The organism is Granulosicoccus sp. 3-233, from assembly GCF_052681095.1.
In genome coordinates this window covers 1-19,254 of record NZ_JBQYLE010000023.1, presented here as the reverse complement: position 1 = coordinate 19,254, position 19,254 = coordinate 1, and the positions used below count along the sequence as shown (strand labels likewise).

Genomic DNA, 19,254 nt, shown 5'->3' with positions numbered 1-19,254 from the left:
TTCATTGGTAGCGAATCCTCGGGTCGATCCATGCCAACAGCAGGTCGGAGATCAATGTGCCGATGACGGTCAGAAGGCTGACGATCAGAATCAGAGAACCTGCCAGATACATGTCCTGCACCAGCAAGGCCCGCAGCAGCAGTGGACCTGTGGTCGGCAGGTTCATGACCACGGCGACGATGATTTCCCCTGACACCAGGCTCGGGAGAATCCAGCCTATGGTGGAAATGAATGGGTTCAGCGCTACGCGCACCGGATACTTCATCAACAGCTGGAACTCTGACATGCCCTTGGCGCGTGCCGTGGCCACATAAGGCCGGTACAGCTCGTCGAGCAGATTGGCGCGCATGATGCGAATGAGCGCTGCGGCGCCGGATGTGCCGACAACGACGATCGGCATCCAGATGTGCTTCAACAGATCGATGAACTTGGCCTGGCTCCAGGGTTCACCGATGTACTCCGGACTGACCAGTCCGCCCACACTCTGACCAAAGTACTTGAAAGACACATACATCATCAGCAGGGCCAGAAGGAAGTTGGGAACCGCCAGACCGATGAAACCGAAGAAAGTGGCCGTGTAATCACCAAAGGAGTACTTTCTGACGGCCGAGTAGATGCCGATGGGCAAGGCGGTGATCCAGATGAACAACAGCGTGAGTATCGAGATACCGAAGGTCCAGCCGAGTCGATCCCAGATCAGGTCGGTGACCAGTACATTCTTTTCGAACGAGATACCGAAGTTGCCGTGCAGCAGGATGCCCTTCATCCACTTGTAGTACTGCACGTACATGGGCTGGCCCAGACCGTATTGCTGTCGCAGGGTTTCCACCACCGCTGTATTGTCTGAGCCCGACTCGCCCATGTCGGCCGCCAGGGAATCCAGATAGTCTCCGGGCGGTAGCTGGATGATGACAAAGGTGACTATCGACACCAGAAACAGCGTCGGAATCATGTACATGATCCTTCGCAAACAGAACCCCATCATTGGATTGTACCTCTGAGGTGAGTGAAAGCCTGATTGCCGTTTGACCGGTACAACAGACATTTTGTCGGCCAAGCAATGCCGCTGCACGTCTCAGCGACGACAGGGAGAATCAGCCGGTTCGAGTTGAAGCCCGGGGTCAGATGCCCCGGGCGCATGACCTGACAGTTGTGTCAGGGCAGATTGTCGCCGCCTTCAAAATACATCTGGGCGGTGTAGGGGGCCGGGAACCACAATTGGCCGGCGATGGGCAGAGGCTCTGGTACGTTGCGCACATTGTTGCGTGCAATACCGAATACCGGGTCGTTCTGAACCAGCCCGATCGTGAAGAACTGCTCCATCGACATGTCCAGTACCTTCTGCATTCTGGCTTTCATGTCTTCCGGATTGCCGGCTGCCTTGACCTCGTTGTAGGCGGTGAAAATGTCCTTGACGGCTTGAGGGGGTTCGGATCCCTGCGTGTTGTCCACGCCCCACTCTGCCCATTCACGAGCCCAACTGACGGAATTGCTGACGATGGGCACATAGCAGATGGGCGTGGTATAGGCATCGGCCTGTCCACCTGAGCAGTTCCACAGATAGGCGTCCTGCTCATTGGCGGTGTGCAGCGCAATCAGACGAGAACGATCGGTGGCTCTGACCTGGATATCCAGGCCGACGTCGGCGGCGTAATTGGCAATCAGTTCCATCGCGTCGGGGTACTGCAGACCGAAGACATCAGCCACCAGAAAGACCAGGGTGAAGCGATTGCCGTCTGGCCCCAATCGGAAACCTTCATCATCTCGCTGGTCCAGACCTGCCATGTCCAGATGCTTGTTGGCCAGTTCCTGGTCGAATTCGGTGTATTGCTTTGCATACCATTCCTTGTACAGCTCCGAACCCTCGCGTGGCGCTGTCTGGGCCGCTGTTGCTGCGCCGAAATACAGCAGATCGATGATCTCCTGGCGGTTGACGGCGTGGCTCAGTCCAATGCGGAAGTCCTTGTTGTTGATGACTTCGCGCTTGACCGGATCAGGGTGTGTCAGGTTGAGCATCAGGATCATGATGTTGGCAGGCAGGTCACCGACATCGAAGAAACGATACTTGCCGCGTTCCATGTTGTCGGTCAGGGATGCCTTGTTCGACGGGCGGCCCAGATGACGCAGCATGTAGTCGATTTCGCCATTGAAGGCCTTCAGAAGGATGGTCTCGACGTCTTCAACCTGATCGTAGGTAATACGATCCATGTAGGGCAGTTGCTGTCCCTTCTCGTCCACCTTGTAATAGTAGGGATTGCGTTCGGCCACCACGCGGTCTGTTGATCCGTAGACATTGGTCAGATGCCAGGCATGCAGCGTGGGACGATCAGGGTTCTGCCAGAACAGGGGCGTATCCATGGGGCCCGCCTTCAGGTTGAAGAGCTGAATCCAGTCGGCCGCAGCAGGTTCGGCATCGACCAGGCTCTGCAGGTCAGGATTGTATTTTTCGTGAAACTGACTGAGGTAATGTTTGGGATAGGCTGTGGGGTGGTAGCCGAATCCGTAGGCCATGTTCTGAATGAAGAGGCCATTGGCAGTACCGAAATCGAATTCCACGGTGTAGTCGTCGATCTTGCTGACCTTGACAGGGCCCTCCGGTCCGACGAAGGTGGAGTCCTTGTTGGGAGTCAGCTCGGGGTTGCTGAAAACGTCCTCGTACCAGAACAGGATGTCGTCGGCACTGAAGGGTGCGCCGTCGGACCAGCGCATGCCTTCGCGCAGGTGAAAGGTGAATTTCGAGGCATCTTCGGAAACATCCCAGCTCTTGGCGATATTGGGTCGGACTTCCGTCCAGCCGGGATCCCAGCGAACCATGTTGTCGCTGCCGATGGTACGCACCATGTTGTGCTGATCGCCTCCGCCGAGAATGGCACGTCGCAGGGTTCCGCCATATTCGCCGGCCTGTTCGATGACGTCCATGACGAGTGGCTCCTTCGGAAGCCTTTCATCCACAGGTGGCAGGGTGCCTGCCTCGACCTGTGCATCAAGTATCGGCGCCTGTTCGTATGCGAGCGCCGGTAAGCTGCTGGCGATGGTCAGGCAGATGCCGGCAATGCCCTTGCCCAGATAATCTGGAAATGTGTTGTATCTTTTCATGGCTCCTCTTCGGGTTGGTGGGTCTTTCGTGATTTACCAGTTGGTGACAGATCCATCCGGCCGCCGTAGATGTGGTGGTTCTACGTGGGCTGCTTCCTGGTTCCTGATGGCCTCTTCATCGACTTCCACGCCGAGTCCGGGTCCATCAGGGACCACATAGACAGGCCCTTCCATCTGAACCTGTTGCGGGAATATGGCGGGATCGTGGAATCCCAGTTGCTCTACCGAGGTCTGACGGGTCTCAAGCCAGCTGAAGTTGGCGACGGCTGCAGCCATGTGCACGGTTGCTGCGGTGCAGACCGGACCCAGTGGGTTGTGCGGCATGATGTCCACGTAATGACTCTCACTCCAGCCAGCGACTTTCATGGCTTCGGTGAATCCACCGATATTGCAGATATCGATGCGCATGTATTGCGTCAGGCCGCGTTCCAGATAAGGCAATGCCTGCCATTTGGAGGAAAACTCCTCACCGATGGCGAAGGGAATCTGCGTCAGGGTACGCAGGCTGGCATAGGCCTCTGGAGACTCGTCTCTGATCGGCTCTTCGATATAGTCAACAGTGCCCTGGGGCAGCATGTTGCAGAAACTGGCAGTTTCGGCAACTGACAGACGATGATGCAAGTCGATCCCCAGGCACAACCCCGGTCCGAATTCCTTGCGTATGCGAACCAGCTCGTCTGCCGCAATGGTCAATGATGCGCGGGGATCGAATATCTCGCCGGTCTCGAATCCGGAGGAGTTGATGCGGATACTGTTCCATCCGGACTCCACCAGGGTTCGGGCATTGGAGACGACTTCGTCGACACTTTTTCCCGTACAGCAACCGAAGGTGGGAATGACATCCCGCTGCTTGCCGCCCAGCAGTTGATAGACCGGTACGCCCAGACGTTTGCCGAGAATATCGTAGAGCGCGATATCCACTGCCGACATGGCTGCGGTCAGTACTCGACCACCTTCGAAATACTGGCTGCGGTAGGACTCCTGCCAGATGCGCGATATCCTGCGTGAATCCTGGCCGACGAGAAAGTCGGAGAAATGTCTGATGGTAGCTGCAACGGATTCCTCGCGAGCTGACAGGCCGGATTCGCCCCAGCCGATGATGCCGTCTTCGGTGGTGACCTTGATCAGCAGCTGGTTGCGTATGCCGACTCTGGCCAGAATCGGTTCGATGGATGCAATCTTTGTCATGGGTTGTTGTCCGTCAGTGGATTAGTGCCAGCCGACACGGGGAGCGGCAGGGACCTGGTCATGGGGCCTGGAATGAATCATTTCCATCAGCTCCGCCCGAGTACCAGCATGGCTTGCGTCGTCGAAAAGGTTGTGCAGCTCGAAGGGGTCTTCCTGCATGTCGTAGAGTTCGCCGGTATCGGTTCGCAAGTCGACGGACATCCGGTAACGACGACTGCGCACCGTTGTCAGATCCATGCCGATGCCACTGCGCGTTTCATCGACCTCCCATTCATTCAGGGCGAAATCACGGATTTCCGTGCCCTGCATGAGACCGACCAGGGAAGTGCCGTTGTCGGCAGATGCATCCAGAGAGCACAGTTGCGAAAGTGTGGCGCGAATGTCCAGCGTGGAAACCGGGTCGTCCACACATCGGCCTGCCGGTATGTCCGGGCCACTCATGACAAGGGGGACTCGCAGCAGGCCGTCATACAACATGGGGCCCTTGAGCAGGAGGCCGTGATCACCGAGCCATTCACCGTGATCGCTGGTGAACAGGATGATGGTGTTGTCCAGTTCGCCGCTGTTTTCCAGTGCTTCGATGATACGACCTACCTGATGGTCAATGGCCGAAATCATGCCGTAGTACACAGCCGTGATATCGCGCAACTGTGTTTCGTTCAGTTCGCTGGATTCACCCCAGTCCTGGCCACCCTGAGCATGTGGCCGTTTGACGTTCCTGCGAATCGGACTTTCCAGGAAGGCACGATGCCACCAGGGGCGTTTGTCCAGATCAAGCTTTCTGTATCGGGCAATATCCACTTCTTCCGGGTGATACTGACTGGACCAGGGGGCAGCCGCAAGAAAAGGAGGATGGGGGTCGGGGAAGGATACCCAGGCGAACAGGGGTTCCGTTGATGCATCATTCGATCTTGCATTGATGAGCTCTACCGCACGATCGCCTACCCAGGGTGAGGAGTGCCATTCATCGTCCAGTGCTGATCGCCAGACTTGCAGATGTGTGGTGTCGGCCAGGGATTCAGGGTTGGCGTGTACCTTGGCTCTTTCCCAGCGTTGGCGGCCCTGGCCATCGGTGTTCAGGTAGTTTTCATAATGCAGGGTGTAGGGCGGATCGCTCCAGGTACAGTGATGGTGGGGACGTAGTAGTAGTTCAACCGACTGGAAGCCGAAGTAGGGGCCGCCCCAGTCTGCAGGGTACTGATTGACGCTGTTGTAGCACTCTGCCATCCCGGTGGCCTGAAAGGTCTCGTGTGTGGACAGATGCGCCTTGCCGATGAAGCGGGTCTGGTATCCGGCGCGGGAGAAGATGCCGCCAAGGCCTTCCTTGCCATAGCGTTCTTCCAGATTGCGTCCATTGTCACGTACACCGTGGGTGTAGGGCAGTTTGCCGGTGAGAATCGAAGCGCGGGCCGCCTGACACATCGGGTGCGGGGTGATGCAGGTTGAAAAGCGAGTGCCGGTACTTGCCAGTCTGTCGATATGGGGCGTTCTGACACCCCGAGTGTCATAGCCGACACAGTCACCGCGCTGCTGATCGGTGGTAATCAGAATGACATTGGGACGCCTGGAGCCGTTCCGAGAAGTGTCATCAGCCATGATCAGGTACTCCGGTGTCGGGTTGTGCCTGCAGTGGATACATGGACTCTCCTGCCTCGTTTGTTGATCATTACGGTGATAATGTATCATGAAACTCATGAAATAATATACGAAATTACCATCATGAGCGATTGTTCTTGATTAACTCATTGATGAACTGGTCAAATACGCGCATGGAAACAAACATGAAATTCAGCTTTATCGACAACGGTAATGATGGCGACGACACCAGTTCGCTTTACGAGGCCGTGCTCCACGACATCTCCACCGGTGAGCTGGAAGGCGGACAGCGTCTGAAGGTGGCGGAGCTGGCCAGACGCTATGGAGTCAGTACCAGTCCGGTGCGCGAAGTGCTCAGGCGCATGCAGGGGGAAGGCTATGTCGATATCAGCCCGAACCGGGGTGCAACGATTCGCAAGGGCGACGCCAACACCATTCAGAACATCTTCGAGATTCTTGAACTGCTGGAGCCTTATTTCGTCTCCTGGTTTGCCGAATTCGCGCCACCGGAGCTCATCGATGAAATGGAGGCCATCCAGAATAGGATCGAGCAGGTACCGATTGCAGAGCTGTCAACCTTTCGCAAGCTGGATGGAGAATTCCACTGGACCATCTGCAAGCGCCACTACAACCAGCAAGCGGCTGATACCTGGAGAAAGCTGCGCCGCGCACTGAATGTGCACGGCGCCAAGCTCAGCATCAAGGTTCCGCGGCATGAAGCCATCATCGCCGAGCACCGCATGCTGATAGAGGCGCTGCGCAGGAATGATGTCGAAGAATCGGTTAGGGTCATTCGCATGCACACCCAGGGATCCTTCGTGCAGATGTCACAGCAGATGCGTGTTCTCGGCATGACATCCTGACGGGTCAAATCTCCTCGTTTCGAAACCGCAGGTTTCGGTCAGAGATCAGAACCAGGTTTTCCTCAACGGTGTGTCCAGAGGCAGTATCCAGTGGCTGACGGGTTCGTCCCGGGGAATCGAAGAGAGGTCTACCCGGTTGTCGACAAGATTTGCTGCCGGCCGATCATTCAGTGAGCAGCTCGCCTGTGCATACACCTTGACATCCTGGCCGTCGATTCCCCGGTGACGCTCATCGAGAAAGCGTGCAAACTGCCAGATCAGATCAGGAATGCAGGCGATGGTGCGAACCTGGCGCGGATTCAGATGATTCGCCGGATTCACCACGGTGCGCTTGCCATCTTCGCTGACGACAATGAAGCGAACGGTGCCTTGCTTGGAGCGCAGTTTCATGCGCCAGCTGAATTGATGTCCATCCTCGTTCCAGGCAACGTTGCCTGGTGCGGCCAGATGGCGCAGTGGCACCACCACCTGCAGTACCAGCCAGATGCAGACCCCGGTGACGATCATGACAGAGAGCAGTCGTCGACTGGTGGCACCGGCCGGGCCCGAGTGGGGGGCTGATTCAGCCGGAACCGTGAGAGCGTGCCAGCGATGTCCTGTGTCTGCGTTCTGCCGTGTCAACCACCAGCGGACCACTTGTCGCGGCCAGTCCGGATCGAACAGCAGCAAGGTGGCAGCCAGAGTCATGAACGGGAAGATGCCGATGTCGAACACCATGGCATTGGTCAGGTGGAAGAATGCATAGAGGCAGAAGACTGCCAGCCGTGTTCGGCGCCAGAGCAGCAAGGGCGCCCCGATGAGATGCAAGGCGATGGCACCATAGCTGGCAGCGGCGATGCCCCAATCCTGCGTGAGAAACTGGAACAGCGCAGCCTCATCCTGACTGCGGTTGGTCATCCACAGTCGCATCGGCTCCAGGTTCAGCCAGTCATGGTTGATCTTGACGATCCCGGCGTAGAGCAGAATGATCTCCAGCTGGGCACAGAGCCAGAATCGGCTCCAGTTGGGCACGGTCTCGGCTCGCAATGCCGGTTTTCGCCAGGCATCGACCGACCACAGGCGATTGGCGGGAGCGAAGCATAAAATGACGCAGATCAGAATCGCCATGTAGTAGTGATTCAGATAGAGCGCCTGGTCGAGCAGAAAGTGCCAGCTGAACAATACGGTACAGAGGATGATGGACAGTCGGTAGAAGGTGCCCGTGATGACGCCGATGGCTGCAACGCCCAGTACTGCATAACTCAGGCGCAACCAGGGTTCGGGTGGCACATGGACCCACTCGAAAAAGGGGTATTTGAACAGCAGTTCGGTGTCCCGGTACATGCAATCCAGGCACAGAAAGGCACCGTAATTGATTGCCTCGAACAGCAACAAGGTGCCGAACATCATGCGAAACACGGCCAGCGATGCGGTATCCACTTTCCGGAAGAAAAACCGGTGTATCAACACCTTTACTCCGTCAATCATCAGATGATGATTGTTGCACGAGTTGCCCACTGCCTGGGCTGCTGGATCAGGCCTTCATCCCGGGCTGGCTGCCAATGCAGCGGGAAGTGCGCTCAGTAGGTTGCTCTGCCGCCGGAGAGGTCGAAGACCGATCCGGTGGTGAAGGAATTTTCCGCCGATGCCATCCACAGGATCATGCTGCTGATTTCCTCCACCGTCACGAAACGTCCGCGCGGAATCCTGGACAACATGTAGTCGATGAATTCCTGGCTGACCTGATCAAGGATGCGGGTGCGTGCGGTTGCGGGGGTAACGCAGTTGACGGCAATGTCGTGAGCAGCGAGTTCCTTGCCCAGGGATTTCGTCAGTGCGATGACAGCGGCCTTCGATGCTGAGTACGCAGACGCATTCGGATTGCCTTCCTTGCCGGCAATGGAGGCAACATTGACGATCCTGCCGTAACCTCGTTCCATCATTCCCGGTGTCAACGCCTTGCAGGTATGGAAAGTGCCGTCGAGATTGACCGATTGCACCTTGCGCCACATCTGTGGGTCATAGTCTGCCAGTGTACTGGTGGGACCGGCAATGCCTGCGCTGTTGATCAGGATATCCACGCCCGCGAAGGCCTGTTCGGTCAGTGATCGCGCCGCTTCGACCGCCTGCAGATCGCTGACATCCACCTGTATCAGTTTGACGCTGTCCTCTGGCAGCTTGCTGATGGCTGGCTCTACGGTTGAAATATCCATATCCCAGATGGCTACTCGAGCGCCCGAGCCGACAAGCCTCTGCGTGACCGCAGCGCCGATACCGTTGCAGCCTCCGGTAACAACAGCTATCCGGTCAGTGTAGTCATAGTGGTTCATCGCGCGTTTTCCTCTTGTTGTCGAGCCCACCAGGTATTCGCCAGTGGCTTGCCCATGACGTAGGCGTTGTCGCCGAGCTGTTCGCCAATACGCAGACACTCGTTCCACTTGGCCATGCGTTCAGAACGGGTAATGGAGCCGACTTTCAGCTGTCCGGCATCGAGACCCACCGCCAGATGGCAGATGGTCACGTCCTCGGTTTCACCCGAGCGGGCCGAGACGATGCCGCGATATCCATGGTCGCGGGCAGCTGCCAGACAGGCCAGTGACTCGGTGACTGTGCCGGATTGGTTGACCTTGACCAGCACGGCATTGCAGGCTCCCTGGTCGGCTGCCTGATGAACCAGGTCGGCATTGGTGACCAGGTAGTCATCGCCGATGATCTGGATGCGGTGGCCGTATTGTCGGGTGAAGTCGATTACGCCTTCCGGGTCATCTTCTGCCAGCGGATCCTCGATCGAGGCGATCGGATAGTCGTCGATCCAGCGGCCCAGCAATTCGATCATCTGCTCCCGATCGAGTTCACGATCTTCCAGTGCGAGGCGATACCGGCCCTGACTGCCGAATTCGGAGGCCGCGATATCCAGTGATATGACTACACGCTCCCCGGGTTTCTCACCGGTGTCTTCAATGGCTCTCGTCAGGGTCTCCAGCGCTTCCTCGTTGCTGTCGAACACCGGCCACCAGCCACCTTCGTCGGCAACGCCGAGGTTGCCGCCCTTGGCCTTCATGCGTGCCCCTGCCGCTCTGTACACCTCCGAAGTGACTTCCAGCACTTCATCGAAGGAGGATGCTCCGGGTACCATGATCATGAAGTCCTGAACATCCACGCGACGCCCTGCATGCGCGCCGCCGCCGAAGATCTGGATTTCAGGCAAGGGCAGGGTCGGCGTCTGTCCAGTGAAGTCTGCGATATATCGCCAGAGTGGTTTGCCTGCCGACGAGGCTGCCGCATGCATCACGGCCATCGATGTGGCGACGATGGCATTTCCTCCCAGAGAGGATTTGTAGGGAGTGGCGTCCAGTTCGATGAGTCTGCTGTCGATATCGGCTTGCCGGCTGGCGTCCATGCCGCGCAGCTCGCGGGCTATGAGACGATTCACGTTGCCGACCGCATTCCGGACATCCATGCCTCCGAGTCGTGAACCACCATCACGAAGATCGATGGCTTCGCGAGTTCCTCGAGAGGCGCCGGCAGGTGCCATGGCACGGCCTGTCGAGCCATCTGCCAGTGTTGCCTCGACCTCGACGGTCGGGTTGCCTCGACTGTCCCAGACGCGTCTGGCCGAGAGGGTGGACAGGGTGGTGTCACTCATGGTCTTGTATTCATGGGTTCGGATTCCAGAAACTGTGTCAGCGTGTCTGTCGGGTGCCTGATCAATGCCAGGGCGCACTGTCGCACCTGGCGTTGCCTGTCATCGTCGAGATACTCGACCGGCGACTTGCCGTCAATGCGTGCCAGCATCAAAGCCGGTAGCAGTCTGACGGTCCGGGATTCGAGATATCGCGCATCTTCCCAGCAGATGTGAGGGGCGTACTGCGCCCAGAATCGGCGTGCTGCCTGTCGCAGCTTCGAGCGGCACTGCGGCAAGTGGAAGGACTTGAGTAACAGATGATTGAGTGCGAAGGCGACATCGAAGCATGGATCTCCCATGGTTGCGCATTCGGCATCGAGTATCACTGGCTTGTCATTGCGCAACAAGATGTTCTTCGGGCTGACGTCGCCGTGAATCAATACCTGTCTGGACGCTGCGAGCTGATCCGCCAGAGCGTTCAGGGTTGCAGCGATGTCAGGGTGCTGTCTGGCAGTGAAGCGCAGGTAGGGCTCCAGGCGCAAGGATTCGAAATCTGCGCTGTTGTCGAAAGGTGAGTGGTCAAAACCGTCCGAAGTGGACGCTGCGTGGATACGGCCCAGGGTATCGGCGACTGCAGTTGCTTCGCCGGTGTCCTCGCAACCGTTCAGTAGTTCGGTTTTCCACAAGCGGATATCAGGGTGGTCCAGAAACTCCATGGCAAAACCGTTGTCGGCGTCACTCCAGCCATGCAGCATCGGTACGGCATCAGGCACGATGCGGCCAGCTGCCTGCAACCAGGCGAACTCGGCCTTGCCACGATGTTCCGGCGCAAACCAGTCTTCCTGCACTTTTAGCTTCTCGAGAGCGAATTTCACGCAGACGGTCTGTTCCGCGAAAGACACGGCCGCAATGTCGGATGCCACGCCGCCGCTGAGTCGTCGGATGGTGTGTATGTCCTCAGGCTGGCACAAACCGAGGGAGCTCAGCAGAGACCGGCAGCGTCGTTCGAATTCCGGCATGCGGATGGATTCCTGTTATCTTTGATGTTCACGTGAACATAATGAGGCAAATAGTTGTGGCTGTCAACACGGATTATGAAAGAATGATCGTTGACAGACAGCCATCAGGAACACGGCCGTGCGGGTAACGATCAAGTCCATCGCAAGAGATCTCGGAATCTCGCACATGACGGTCTCCAGGGCCTTGTCCGGCAGCAAGCAGGTCAATCCGGCGACACGGCAGAAAATCTGCGATTACGCCGAGCAGGTGGGCTATGTGAGAAGTTCGGCAGCCAGTGCCATGCGCGGCGATCCGACTGCCATCGTTGGGCTGCTGCTGCCGAATATCGTCAACGATTTCTATGCGCGATTTGCCAATGCTCTGAGCCTGATGTGTGCCGAGGCCGGCTTCGATCTGGTCATCCACCTGACCGGTGATGACATCGCGCAGGAGGTGCAGTGCCTGACGCGCTTGCAGGCACTGCAGGTACGCATTGTCCTGCGGGTGCCCGCTCCCAGGCGTGAGGGACAGGCACCCTATCCTGTCAATGGTCCCGATCTGATCAATCTGATTCGAACCGTCGAGGGTGAGACCAGCAGGGGCGATCTGATGATCCACGACGATCTGGCGATCAGGCAGGCAGTGGCGCATCTGCAGAGTCAGGGGCATTCACGCATTGCCTACATTGGCGGAGCCGAGGCCCTGTCCTCTGGTCGGCTGCGTCTGCGCGCATTCACCCGGGGGCTGGCCGAGAACGGCCTGGATATTCATGACGAGCTGGTCTTCACGGGATCGCCGGGCCAGAGGGTTGGTCATGAGTGCGCGCTGGCATTGCTCGATATGGACAAGGGGCCTGATGCGTTGATCTGTGGTGGCTTCGAATTATCCAGTGGTGCCTTGAATGCGTGTCTGGAGCGCAGTATCGCCTTGCCGGAGCAGCTGGCCTTTGTCGGTTACGGTGACCCCGCGTTTCATCAGTGGATTTGCGGTGGGGTGACAACCATTGCGTTATCCGGCGATGAGGTGGCTCGCTGTGCGATGCGGATGATCACCGGTGAGGATACAAGCGTGGCGGAGTCTGGAGAGGGTATCACCGCCAGGTTCATTGTCAGACGAACGGCTTGAAGGTTTCGTCGATGGTGTCTGCCATGGTAGCTGAGTATTCGTCTGTGCTCACCGACCTGTACCAGTTCACGCTTTCCTGCGCCATCAAGGGAACTGCTGCACACTGGTAGCGTAACAGTGTTACAGAATTGCAAATCATGACCCCTGCAGAAGCTTCTGGATAGTGGATTGCTTGTCCGGTACCGAGTCATGGTGCGTTTGGATTTCGTGCCATTCATCGACGATCGCTCAGAGTGCATTCATGTTCAGATTCTTGAAACCTGCGAACCACGGATTTCTGCACATATGGCGTCCGACAGCTTGTGCCTGTGCGGTGGCAATGGCGCTGACGCAGACGCAGCAGGTCCATGCGGAAGGCGTTGTACAAATGGGCTTTGGCCAGCGCCTGCTGGACCATGAAGGTGTCCAGTCAAGCGGCTATGCAACTGATGGCGTTTCAGCCTCGCTCTATGTCGATATTCTGACCATTGGCGAAGTCATCAATATCTCGCTGTGTGGTACCGCTTTCAGCGATGACATATCGGTCTCGATCTTTGCGCCATCCGATGATGTCACGCCGGTCAGTACGCAAAGCCAGGCGAACGGGACGCTGAGTTGTAGTGATCCGATGAATGCGCCGCTGCCCAATCCGCTTCGATACGTCACTCTGGAGAGCGGTACCTACCGGCTGGAACTGCAGAATACGAGTCAAATCGAGTTTGACAGCTATTTCGAGCGCTACGATATTACCGTCACGCCCGATATTGCCACTGATCCGGACCCCATGGAAACAGGCGGACGTTTGTGGGGCTATACCTTCGGCTTCAATGCCGGTGGCTTTGCAGAGATCAATTCCACCGATGCCGATTACTACCCTCTGGTACCGGGCGGTCGACCGAACACGAATTATGTCTGGAAGCTGGATCTGAACAAGTTTGCCGGCTTTGGCTACAACCTGTTGGCGAACTCGATCGGTGTTGATGCACCGAACTCTGGCTACAGTACGTTTGACAGGTCCGTGGATACAGTCACCTACGAACATCCGATGTATGTCAGTTATCCGGAAGTTGCGTACCCCGCACCGACGGTTCCACCTGATATCTCGGGTGTGCGGTTTGTCGACAGCGATGGTCAGGATAACGCCATCTCTCCTGGAGGAACCGTCAATGTTCAGGACAGCGGTTTCTACGAATTCACGACGGATGTCACAGGTACCTATTCGATATTGATCGATCTGAATGAAGACGGCGTATTCGGCAACGCCGGCGACAGACAGCTTCTGGGTCCTGCCGTCAATGGTCTCAACAGAGTGCCCTGGGATGGCAAGGACTCCAACGGCAATACACCGCCAGAGGGCACCTACAACACCCATGTCGAAATACACATGGGTGAGTATCATTTCATTGCCAATGATGCAGAGTCCAGTGGCGGAACCAGTCAGGGTCTGACCGTTCATCAGGCCAATGATGATGGCAGTACCGAGGCTGCGAGAGTCTTCTGGGATGATGTGACGTTGATAGGTGGCAACGAAGGTACCAGCAACACGCCTGGAGGTGCCTTGTCCACGACGCCAGAGGGTCATCACACCTGGGGAAATTTCACGAGTGACGGTTTTGGTAACAATCGCTATATCGACACGTATGTCTATGGACTGGCGACCACGGCCAACGCTGCGGCCGCGGTCATCGCGAATGATGATCTGCAAGTCAATTACGATGGTACGGTAACGGGAGATACCTATATAAGCCCCGGCCTCACCTACAGGGTCAGCGTCACCGATCCGGATCTTGACCAGGATTCCGGCGTGCTGGACGTCGTGGTTGTCAGTATCGTGAACGATGATACGGGAGAGACCGAAACGCTTGAATTGACCGAGACATCGATCAATTCCGGTGTGTTTGAAGGGGAGTTGCCTACCACTGAGGGAGCATCTGCAGGTACTGATAACGACGGAACGCTGGTTACGCGGATTGATGATGTCGTTACCGTGACATACACGGACTTCGTTGCCGCCGATTACACGTCACAGGAACGATATCACTCCAGTACGGTGGAACGTGATACCGACTCGGATCGCATTCGTGATCTGGACGATCTGGATGATGACAACGATGGCATTGCCGATGCGGTTGAAGGTACTGCCGACAGCGATGGTGATGGACTCCAGGACAGTCTGGACACCGATAGTGACAACGACGGCATACCGGATGCTGATGAGGATGCCGATAGCCCCGTACTGAGTGCGCTTGATGCTGATGGAGACGGTATTGATGATGCCGTGGATGCCAGCATCACGGGTGGCCCCGATGTCAATGCTGACGGCGTGGATGATTCGACTCAGCCGACGGATACGGACAATGATGGCGTCGATGATTACCGTGATATCGACAGTGATGGTGATGGCATTGCCGACATCATCGAGGTTGGCGACAATCCGGCGTCACCCCGGGATTCGGACGGTGATGGTGTGCCCGATTATCTGGATACCGACTCGGACAACGATGGGCGTACGGATGCCGAGGAAGACACACGCAGTCCGACCCTGCTGGGTACTGACAGTGATGCCGATGGTATCGATGATGCGCTGGATGTGAATGAGACCGGTGGTGATGATCTGAATGCCAACGGCATCGACGATGCGTTCGAACCTACGGACAGTGACAACGACGGACTGGCGGACAGCCGCGATGTGGACAGTGACAACGATGGCATCATCGATGTGCTGGAAGGCAGCGGTGACAGTGACGGGGATGGGACGCCGGATTACCTGGATACCGACTCTGACAATGACGGTATTGCCGATGGTGCAGAGGACAGTACCAGTCCGACCCTGAGCGGTGTGGACAGCGACAATGACGGCATCGACGATGTGCTGGATGTGAATGCCACCGGCGGTGATGATCTTGATGGCAATGGTGTGGATGATGCCACCGAGCCAACCGACACGGACGGTGACGGTACGCCGGATTACAAGGACATCGACAGTGATGATGATGGCATTGCCGATATCATCGAGGTTGGACCCAATCCGGCGTCACCTCGGGATTCGGACGGTGATGGTGTGCCCGATTATCTGGACACGGACTCGGACAACGATGGACGTACGGATGCCGAGGAAGATACAAGCAGTCCGACCCTGCTGGGCACTGACAGTGATGCCGATGGCATCGATGACGCACTGGATGTGAATGAGACGGGTGGCGATGATCTGAATGCCAACGGCATCGACGATGCATTCGAACCCACGGACAGTGACAATGACGGTGTGTCGGACAGCCGCGATGTGGACAGCGACAACGATGGCATCATCGATGTGCTGGAGGGTGCTGGTGACAGTGACGGGGATGGGACGCCGGATTACCTGGATACCGACTCTGACAACGACGGCATTACCGATGATGCAGAGGACAGTACCAGTCCGACCCTGAGCGGTGTGGACAGCGACAATGACGGCATTGACGATGTGCTGGATGTGAATGCCACCGGCGGTGATGATGTCGATGGCAACGGTGTGGATGATGCCACCGAGCCGACCGACACGGACGGTGACGGTACGCCGGACCATCTGGATATCGACAGTGATGCCGATGGCATCGTGGACATCTACGAGACCGATGCCGACTTCGACGGTGATGGTGTGCCCGATTACCTGGACACGGACTCGGACAACGATACGCTGAGTGATGATCAGGAAGACAGTGTCAGCCCGGTATTGGCCCTGAGCGATTCGGATGCCGATGGTATCGACGATGCGCTGGATGTGGACGAAACCGGTGGTGATGATCTGAATGCCAATGGCATTGATGATGCGTTCGAGCCGGAGAACAGCGATAGCGACAATCAACCGAACCATCTGGACATCGACAGCGATGATGATGGCATTGCCGACATCATCGAAGCCGGTGACAACCCGGCCTCGCCGCAGGATTCCGACGGTGACGGTGTGCCCGATTACCAGGACACCGACTCGGACAACGACGGGCGTACGGATGCCGAGGAAGACACAAGCAGTCCGACTCTGCTGGGCACTGACAGCGATGCCGATGGTGTCGATGATGCGCTGGATGTGGATGAGACCGGTGGCGATGATCTGAATGCCAACGGCATCGACGATGTATTCGAACCCACGGACAGTGACAGCGATGGACTGGCGGACAGCCGCGATGTGGACAGCGACAACGATGGCATCATCGATGTATTGGAGGGCACGGGTGACAGTGACGGGGATGGAACACCGGATTACCTGGACACCGACTCTGACAACGACGGTATTGCCGATGATGCAGAGGACAGTACCAGTCCGACCCTGAGTGGTGTGGACAGTGACAATGACGGCATTGACGATGTGCTGGATGTGGATGCCACCGGCGGTGATGATCTTGATGGCAATGGTGTGGATGATGCCACCGAGCCGACCGATACGGACGGTGACGGTACGCCGGATTACAAGGACATCGACAGTGATGCCGATGGCATCGTGGACATCTACGAGACCGATGCGGACTTCGACGGTGATGGTGTGCCCGATTACCTGGACACGGACTCGGACAACGATACGCTGAGCGATGATCAGGAAGACAGTGTCAGCCCGGTATTGGCCCTGAGCGATTCGGATGCCGATGGTATCGACGATGCGCTGGATGTGGACGAAACCGGTGGTGATGATCTGAATGCCAATGGCATTGATGATGCGTTCGAGCCGGAGAACAGCGATAGCGACAATCAACCGAATCATCTGGACATCGACAGCGATGACGATGGCATTGCCGACATCATCGAAGCCGGTGACAACCTGGCCTCGCCGCAGGATTCCGACGGTGACGGTGTGCCCGATTACCAGGACACCGACTCGGACAACGACGGGCGTACGGATGCCGAGGAAGACACAAGCAGTCCGACCCTGCTGGGCACTGACAGCGATGCCGATGGTATCGATGATGCGCTGGATGTGGATGAGACCGGTGGCGATGATCTGAATGCCAACGGCATCGACGATGCATTCGAACCCACGGACAGTGACAGCGATGGACTGGCGGACAGCCGCGATGTGGACAGCGACAACGATGGCATCATCGATGTATTGGAGGGCACGGGTGACAGTGACGGGGATGGAACACCGGATTACCTGGACACCGACTCTGACAACGACGGCATTACCGATGATGCAGAGGACAGTACCAGTCCGACCCTGAGTGGTGTGGACAGTGACAATGACGGTATTGACGATGTGCTGGATGTGAATGCCACCGGCGGTAATGATGTCGATGGCAACGGTGTGGATGATGCCACGGAGCCGACCGATACGGACGGTGATGGTACGCCGGACCATCTGGATATCGACAGTGATGCCGATGGCATCGTGGACATCTACGAGACCGATGCCGACTTCGACGGTGATGGTGTGCCCGATTACCTGGACACGGACTCGGACAACGATACGCTGAGCGATGATCAGGAAGACAGTGTCAGCCCGGTTCTGGCTCTGAGCGATGCGGATGCCGATGGTATCGATGATGCGCTGGATGTGGACGAGACCGGTGGTGATGATCTGAATGCCAATGGCATCGATGATGCGTTCGAGCCGGAGAACAGCGATAGCGACAATCAACCGAACCATCTGGACATCGACAGCGATGATGATGGCATTGCCGACATCATCGAAGCCGGTGACAACCCGGCCTCGCCGCAGGACTCGGACGGTGACGGTGTGCCCGATTACCAGGACACGGACTCGGACAACGACGGACGTACGGATGCCGAGGAAGACACAAGCAGTCCGACCCTGCTGGGCACTGACAGTGATGCCGATGGTATCGATGATGCGCTGGATGTGGATGAAACCGGTGGCGATGATGTGAACGGCAACGGCATCGACGATGCATTCGAACCGGCGGACAGTGACAATGACGGTGTGTCGGACAGCCGCGATGTGGACAGTGACAACGATGGCATCATCGATGTACTGGAGGGCACGGGTGACAGTGACGGGGATGGAACACCGGATTACCTGGACACCGACTCTGACAACGACGGCATTACCGATGATGCAGAGGACAGTACCAGTCCGACCCTGAGCGGTGTGGACAGTGACAATGACGGCATTGACGATGTGCTGGATGTGGATGCCACCGGCGGTGATGATGTCGATGGCAACGGTGTGGATGATGCCACGGAGCCGACCGATACGGACGGTGACGGTACGCCGGACCATCTGGATATCGACAGTGATGCCGATGGCATCGTGGATATCTACGAGACCGATGCCGACTTCGACGGTGATGGTGTGCCCGATTACCTGGACACGGACTCGGACAACGATACGCTGAGCGATGATCAGGAAGACAGTGTCAGCCCGGTGCTCGCCCTGAGCGATTCGGATGCCGATGGCATCGACGATGCGCTGGATGTGGACGAGACTGGTGGTGATGATCTGAATGCCAATGGCATCGACGATGCGTTCGAGCCGGAGAACAGCGATAGCGACAATCAACCGAATCACCTGGACATCGACAGCGATGACGATGGCATTGCCGACATCATCGAAGCCGGTGACAATCCGGCCTCGCCGCAGGACTCGGACGGTGATGGTGTGCCCGATTACCAGGATACGGACTCGGACAATGATGGACGTACGGATGCCGAGGAAGACACAAGCAGTCCGACTCTGCTGGGCACCGACAGCGATGCCGACGGCATCGATGATGCGCTGGATGTGGATGCCACCGGCGGTACGGATCAGGACGGAAACGGCATTGATGACAGTCTTGAACCGACCGATTCTGATGGTGACGGAATCGCCGATCA

11 protein-coding genes are annotated in these 19,254 nt (G+C 57.2%); 3 read left to right on the top strand and 8 right to left on the bottom strand.

All coding sequences use genetic code 11. From position 1 onward, the window contains the following. Position 1: 1 nt before the first annotated feature. The 4 genes from ACUNV4_RS29285 to ACUNV4_RS29270 form a co-directional block, all read right to left on the bottom strand. Positions 2-982 carry an ABC transporter permease gene (locus tag ACUNV4_RS29285; RefSeq protein WP_430882233.1) on the bottom strand — a complete coding sequence of 327 codons (981 nt, stop codon included), beginning with the start codon at positions 980-982 and terminating at the stop codon, positions 2-4. 173 nt (positions 983-1,155) lie between these two features. Next, entirely contained in the window at positions 1,156-3,096 is a 1,941-nt protein-coding gene (locus tag ACUNV4_RS29280) for an ABC transporter substrate-binding protein (protein ID WP_430882221.1), read from the bottom strand. Positions 3,097-3,129: 33 nt separating this feature from the next. Beyond that, positions 3,130-4,284, bottom strand: coding sequence for a mandelate racemase/muconate lactonizing enzyme family protein (locus ACUNV4_RS29275; protein WP_430882220.1), 1,155 nt, complete (start codon positions 4,282-4,284; stop codon positions 3,130-3,132). A 21-nt stretch (positions 4,285-4,305) separates the two neighbouring features. Further along, a complete protein-coding gene (locus ACUNV4_RS29270; protein ID WP_430882219.1) occupies positions 4,306-5,880 on the bottom strand; it encodes a sulfatase family protein in 1,575 nt (524 codons plus the stop codon). 185 nt (positions 5,881-6,065) lie between these two features. Here ACUNV4_RS29270 and ACUNV4_RS29265 point away from each other — a divergent pair, with 185 nt between their 5' ends. Further along, the gene (locus tag ACUNV4_RS29265) at positions 6,066-6,743 is read left to right on the top strand and encodes a GntR family transcriptional regulator (RefSeq protein ID WP_430882218.1); all 678 of its coding nucleotides are present in this window, start codon (positions 6,066-6,068) and stop codon (positions 6,741-6,743) included. A gap of 45 nt (positions 6,744-6,788) precedes the next feature. Here ACUNV4_RS29265 and ACUNV4_RS29260 read toward each other — a convergent pair whose 3' ends face one another. The 4 genes from ACUNV4_RS29260 to ACUNV4_RS29245 all read right to left on the bottom strand — a co-directional run bounded on the left by ACUNV4_RS29260 (position 6,789) and on the right by ACUNV4_RS29245 (position 11,366). Next, positions 6,789-8,210 carry an HTTM domain-containing protein gene (locus ACUNV4_RS29260; protein ID WP_430882217.1) on the bottom strand — a complete coding sequence of 474 codons (1,422 nt, stop codon included), beginning with the start codon at positions 8,208-8,210 and terminating at the stop codon, positions 6,789-6,791. Positions 8,211-8,302: 92 nt separating this feature from the next. Continuing rightward, positions 8,303-9,052 carry an SDR family NAD(P)-dependent oxidoreductase gene (locus ACUNV4_RS29255; protein WP_430882216.1) on the bottom strand — a complete coding sequence of 250 codons (750 nt, stop codon included), beginning with the start codon at positions 9,050-9,052 and terminating at the stop codon, positions 8,303-8,305. Continuing rightward, positions 9,049-10,368, bottom strand: a complete 1,320-nt coding sequence (gene eno, locus ACUNV4_RS29250) for a phosphopyruvate hydratase (protein WP_430882215.1) — start codon at positions 10,366-10,368, stop codon at positions 9,049-9,051. Before eno ends, ACUNV4_RS29255 begins: the two co-directional genes overlap by 4 nt. Beyond that, positions 10,365-11,366 carry a phosphotransferase family protein gene (locus ACUNV4_RS29245; protein WP_430882214.1) on the bottom strand — a complete coding sequence of 334 codons (1,002 nt, stop codon included), beginning with the start codon at positions 11,364-11,366 and terminating at the stop codon, positions 10,365-10,367. Before ACUNV4_RS29245 ends, eno begins: the two co-directional genes overlap by 4 nt. Positions 11,367-11,484: 118 nt before the next feature. Here ACUNV4_RS29245 and ACUNV4_RS29240 point away from each other — a divergent pair, with 118 nt between their 5' ends. Together ACUNV4_RS29240 and ACUNV4_RS29235 are read left to right on the top strand one after the other, a co-directional pair. Beyond that, positions 11,485-12,471: a LacI family DNA-binding transcriptional regulator gene (locus tag ACUNV4_RS29240; RefSeq protein ID WP_430882213.1), complete on the top strand. Its 987-nt coding sequence runs from the start codon at positions 11,485-11,487 to the stop codon at positions 12,469-12,471. Positions 12,472-12,712: 241 nt separating this feature from the next. After that, on the top strand, positions 12,713-19,254 hold a 6,542-nt coding region (locus ACUNV4_RS29235; protein WP_430882212.1), incomplete at its 3' end, for a thrombospondin type 3 repeat-containing protein.

What these genes read in the sequence shown, in the direction of transcription:
- ACUNV4_RS29275 (WP_430882220.1), bottom strand. Translation starts at nt 4,284, where the DNA reads ATGACAAAGATTGCATCCATCGAACCGATTCTGGCCAGAGTCGGCATA.
- eno (WP_430882215.1), bottom strand. Translation starts at nt 10,368, where the DNA reads ATGAGTGACACCACCCTGTCCACCCTCTCGGCCAGACGCGTCTGGGAC.
- ACUNV4_RS29255 (WP_430882216.1), bottom strand. Translation starts at nt 9,052, where the DNA reads ATGAACCACTATGACTACACTGACCGGATAGCTGTTGTTACCGGAGGC.
- ACUNV4_RS29280 (WP_430882221.1), bottom strand. Translation starts at nt 3,096, where the DNA reads ATGAAAAGATACAACACATTTCCAGATTATCTGGGCAAGGGCATTGCC.
- ACUNV4_RS29260 (WP_430882217.1), bottom strand. Translation starts at nt 8,210, where the DNA reads ATGATTGACGGAGTAAAGGTGTTGATACACCGGTTTTTCTTCCGGAAA.
- ACUNV4_RS29285 (WP_430882233.1), bottom strand. Translation starts at nt 982, where the DNA reads ATGGGGTTCTGTTTGCGAAGGATCATGTACATGATTCCGACGCTGTTT.
- ACUNV4_RS29245 (WP_430882214.1), bottom strand. Translation starts at nt 11,366, where the DNA reads ATGCCGGAATTCGAACGACGCTGCCGGTCTCTGCTGAGCTCCCTCGGT.
- ACUNV4_RS29265 (WP_430882218.1), top strand. Translation starts at nt 6,066, where the DNA reads ATGAAATTCAGCTTTATCGACAACGGTAATGATGGCGACGACACCAGT.
- ACUNV4_RS29270 (WP_430882219.1), bottom strand. Translation starts at nt 5,880, where the DNA reads ATGGCTGATGACACTTCTCGGAACGGCTCCAGGCGTCCCAATGTCATT.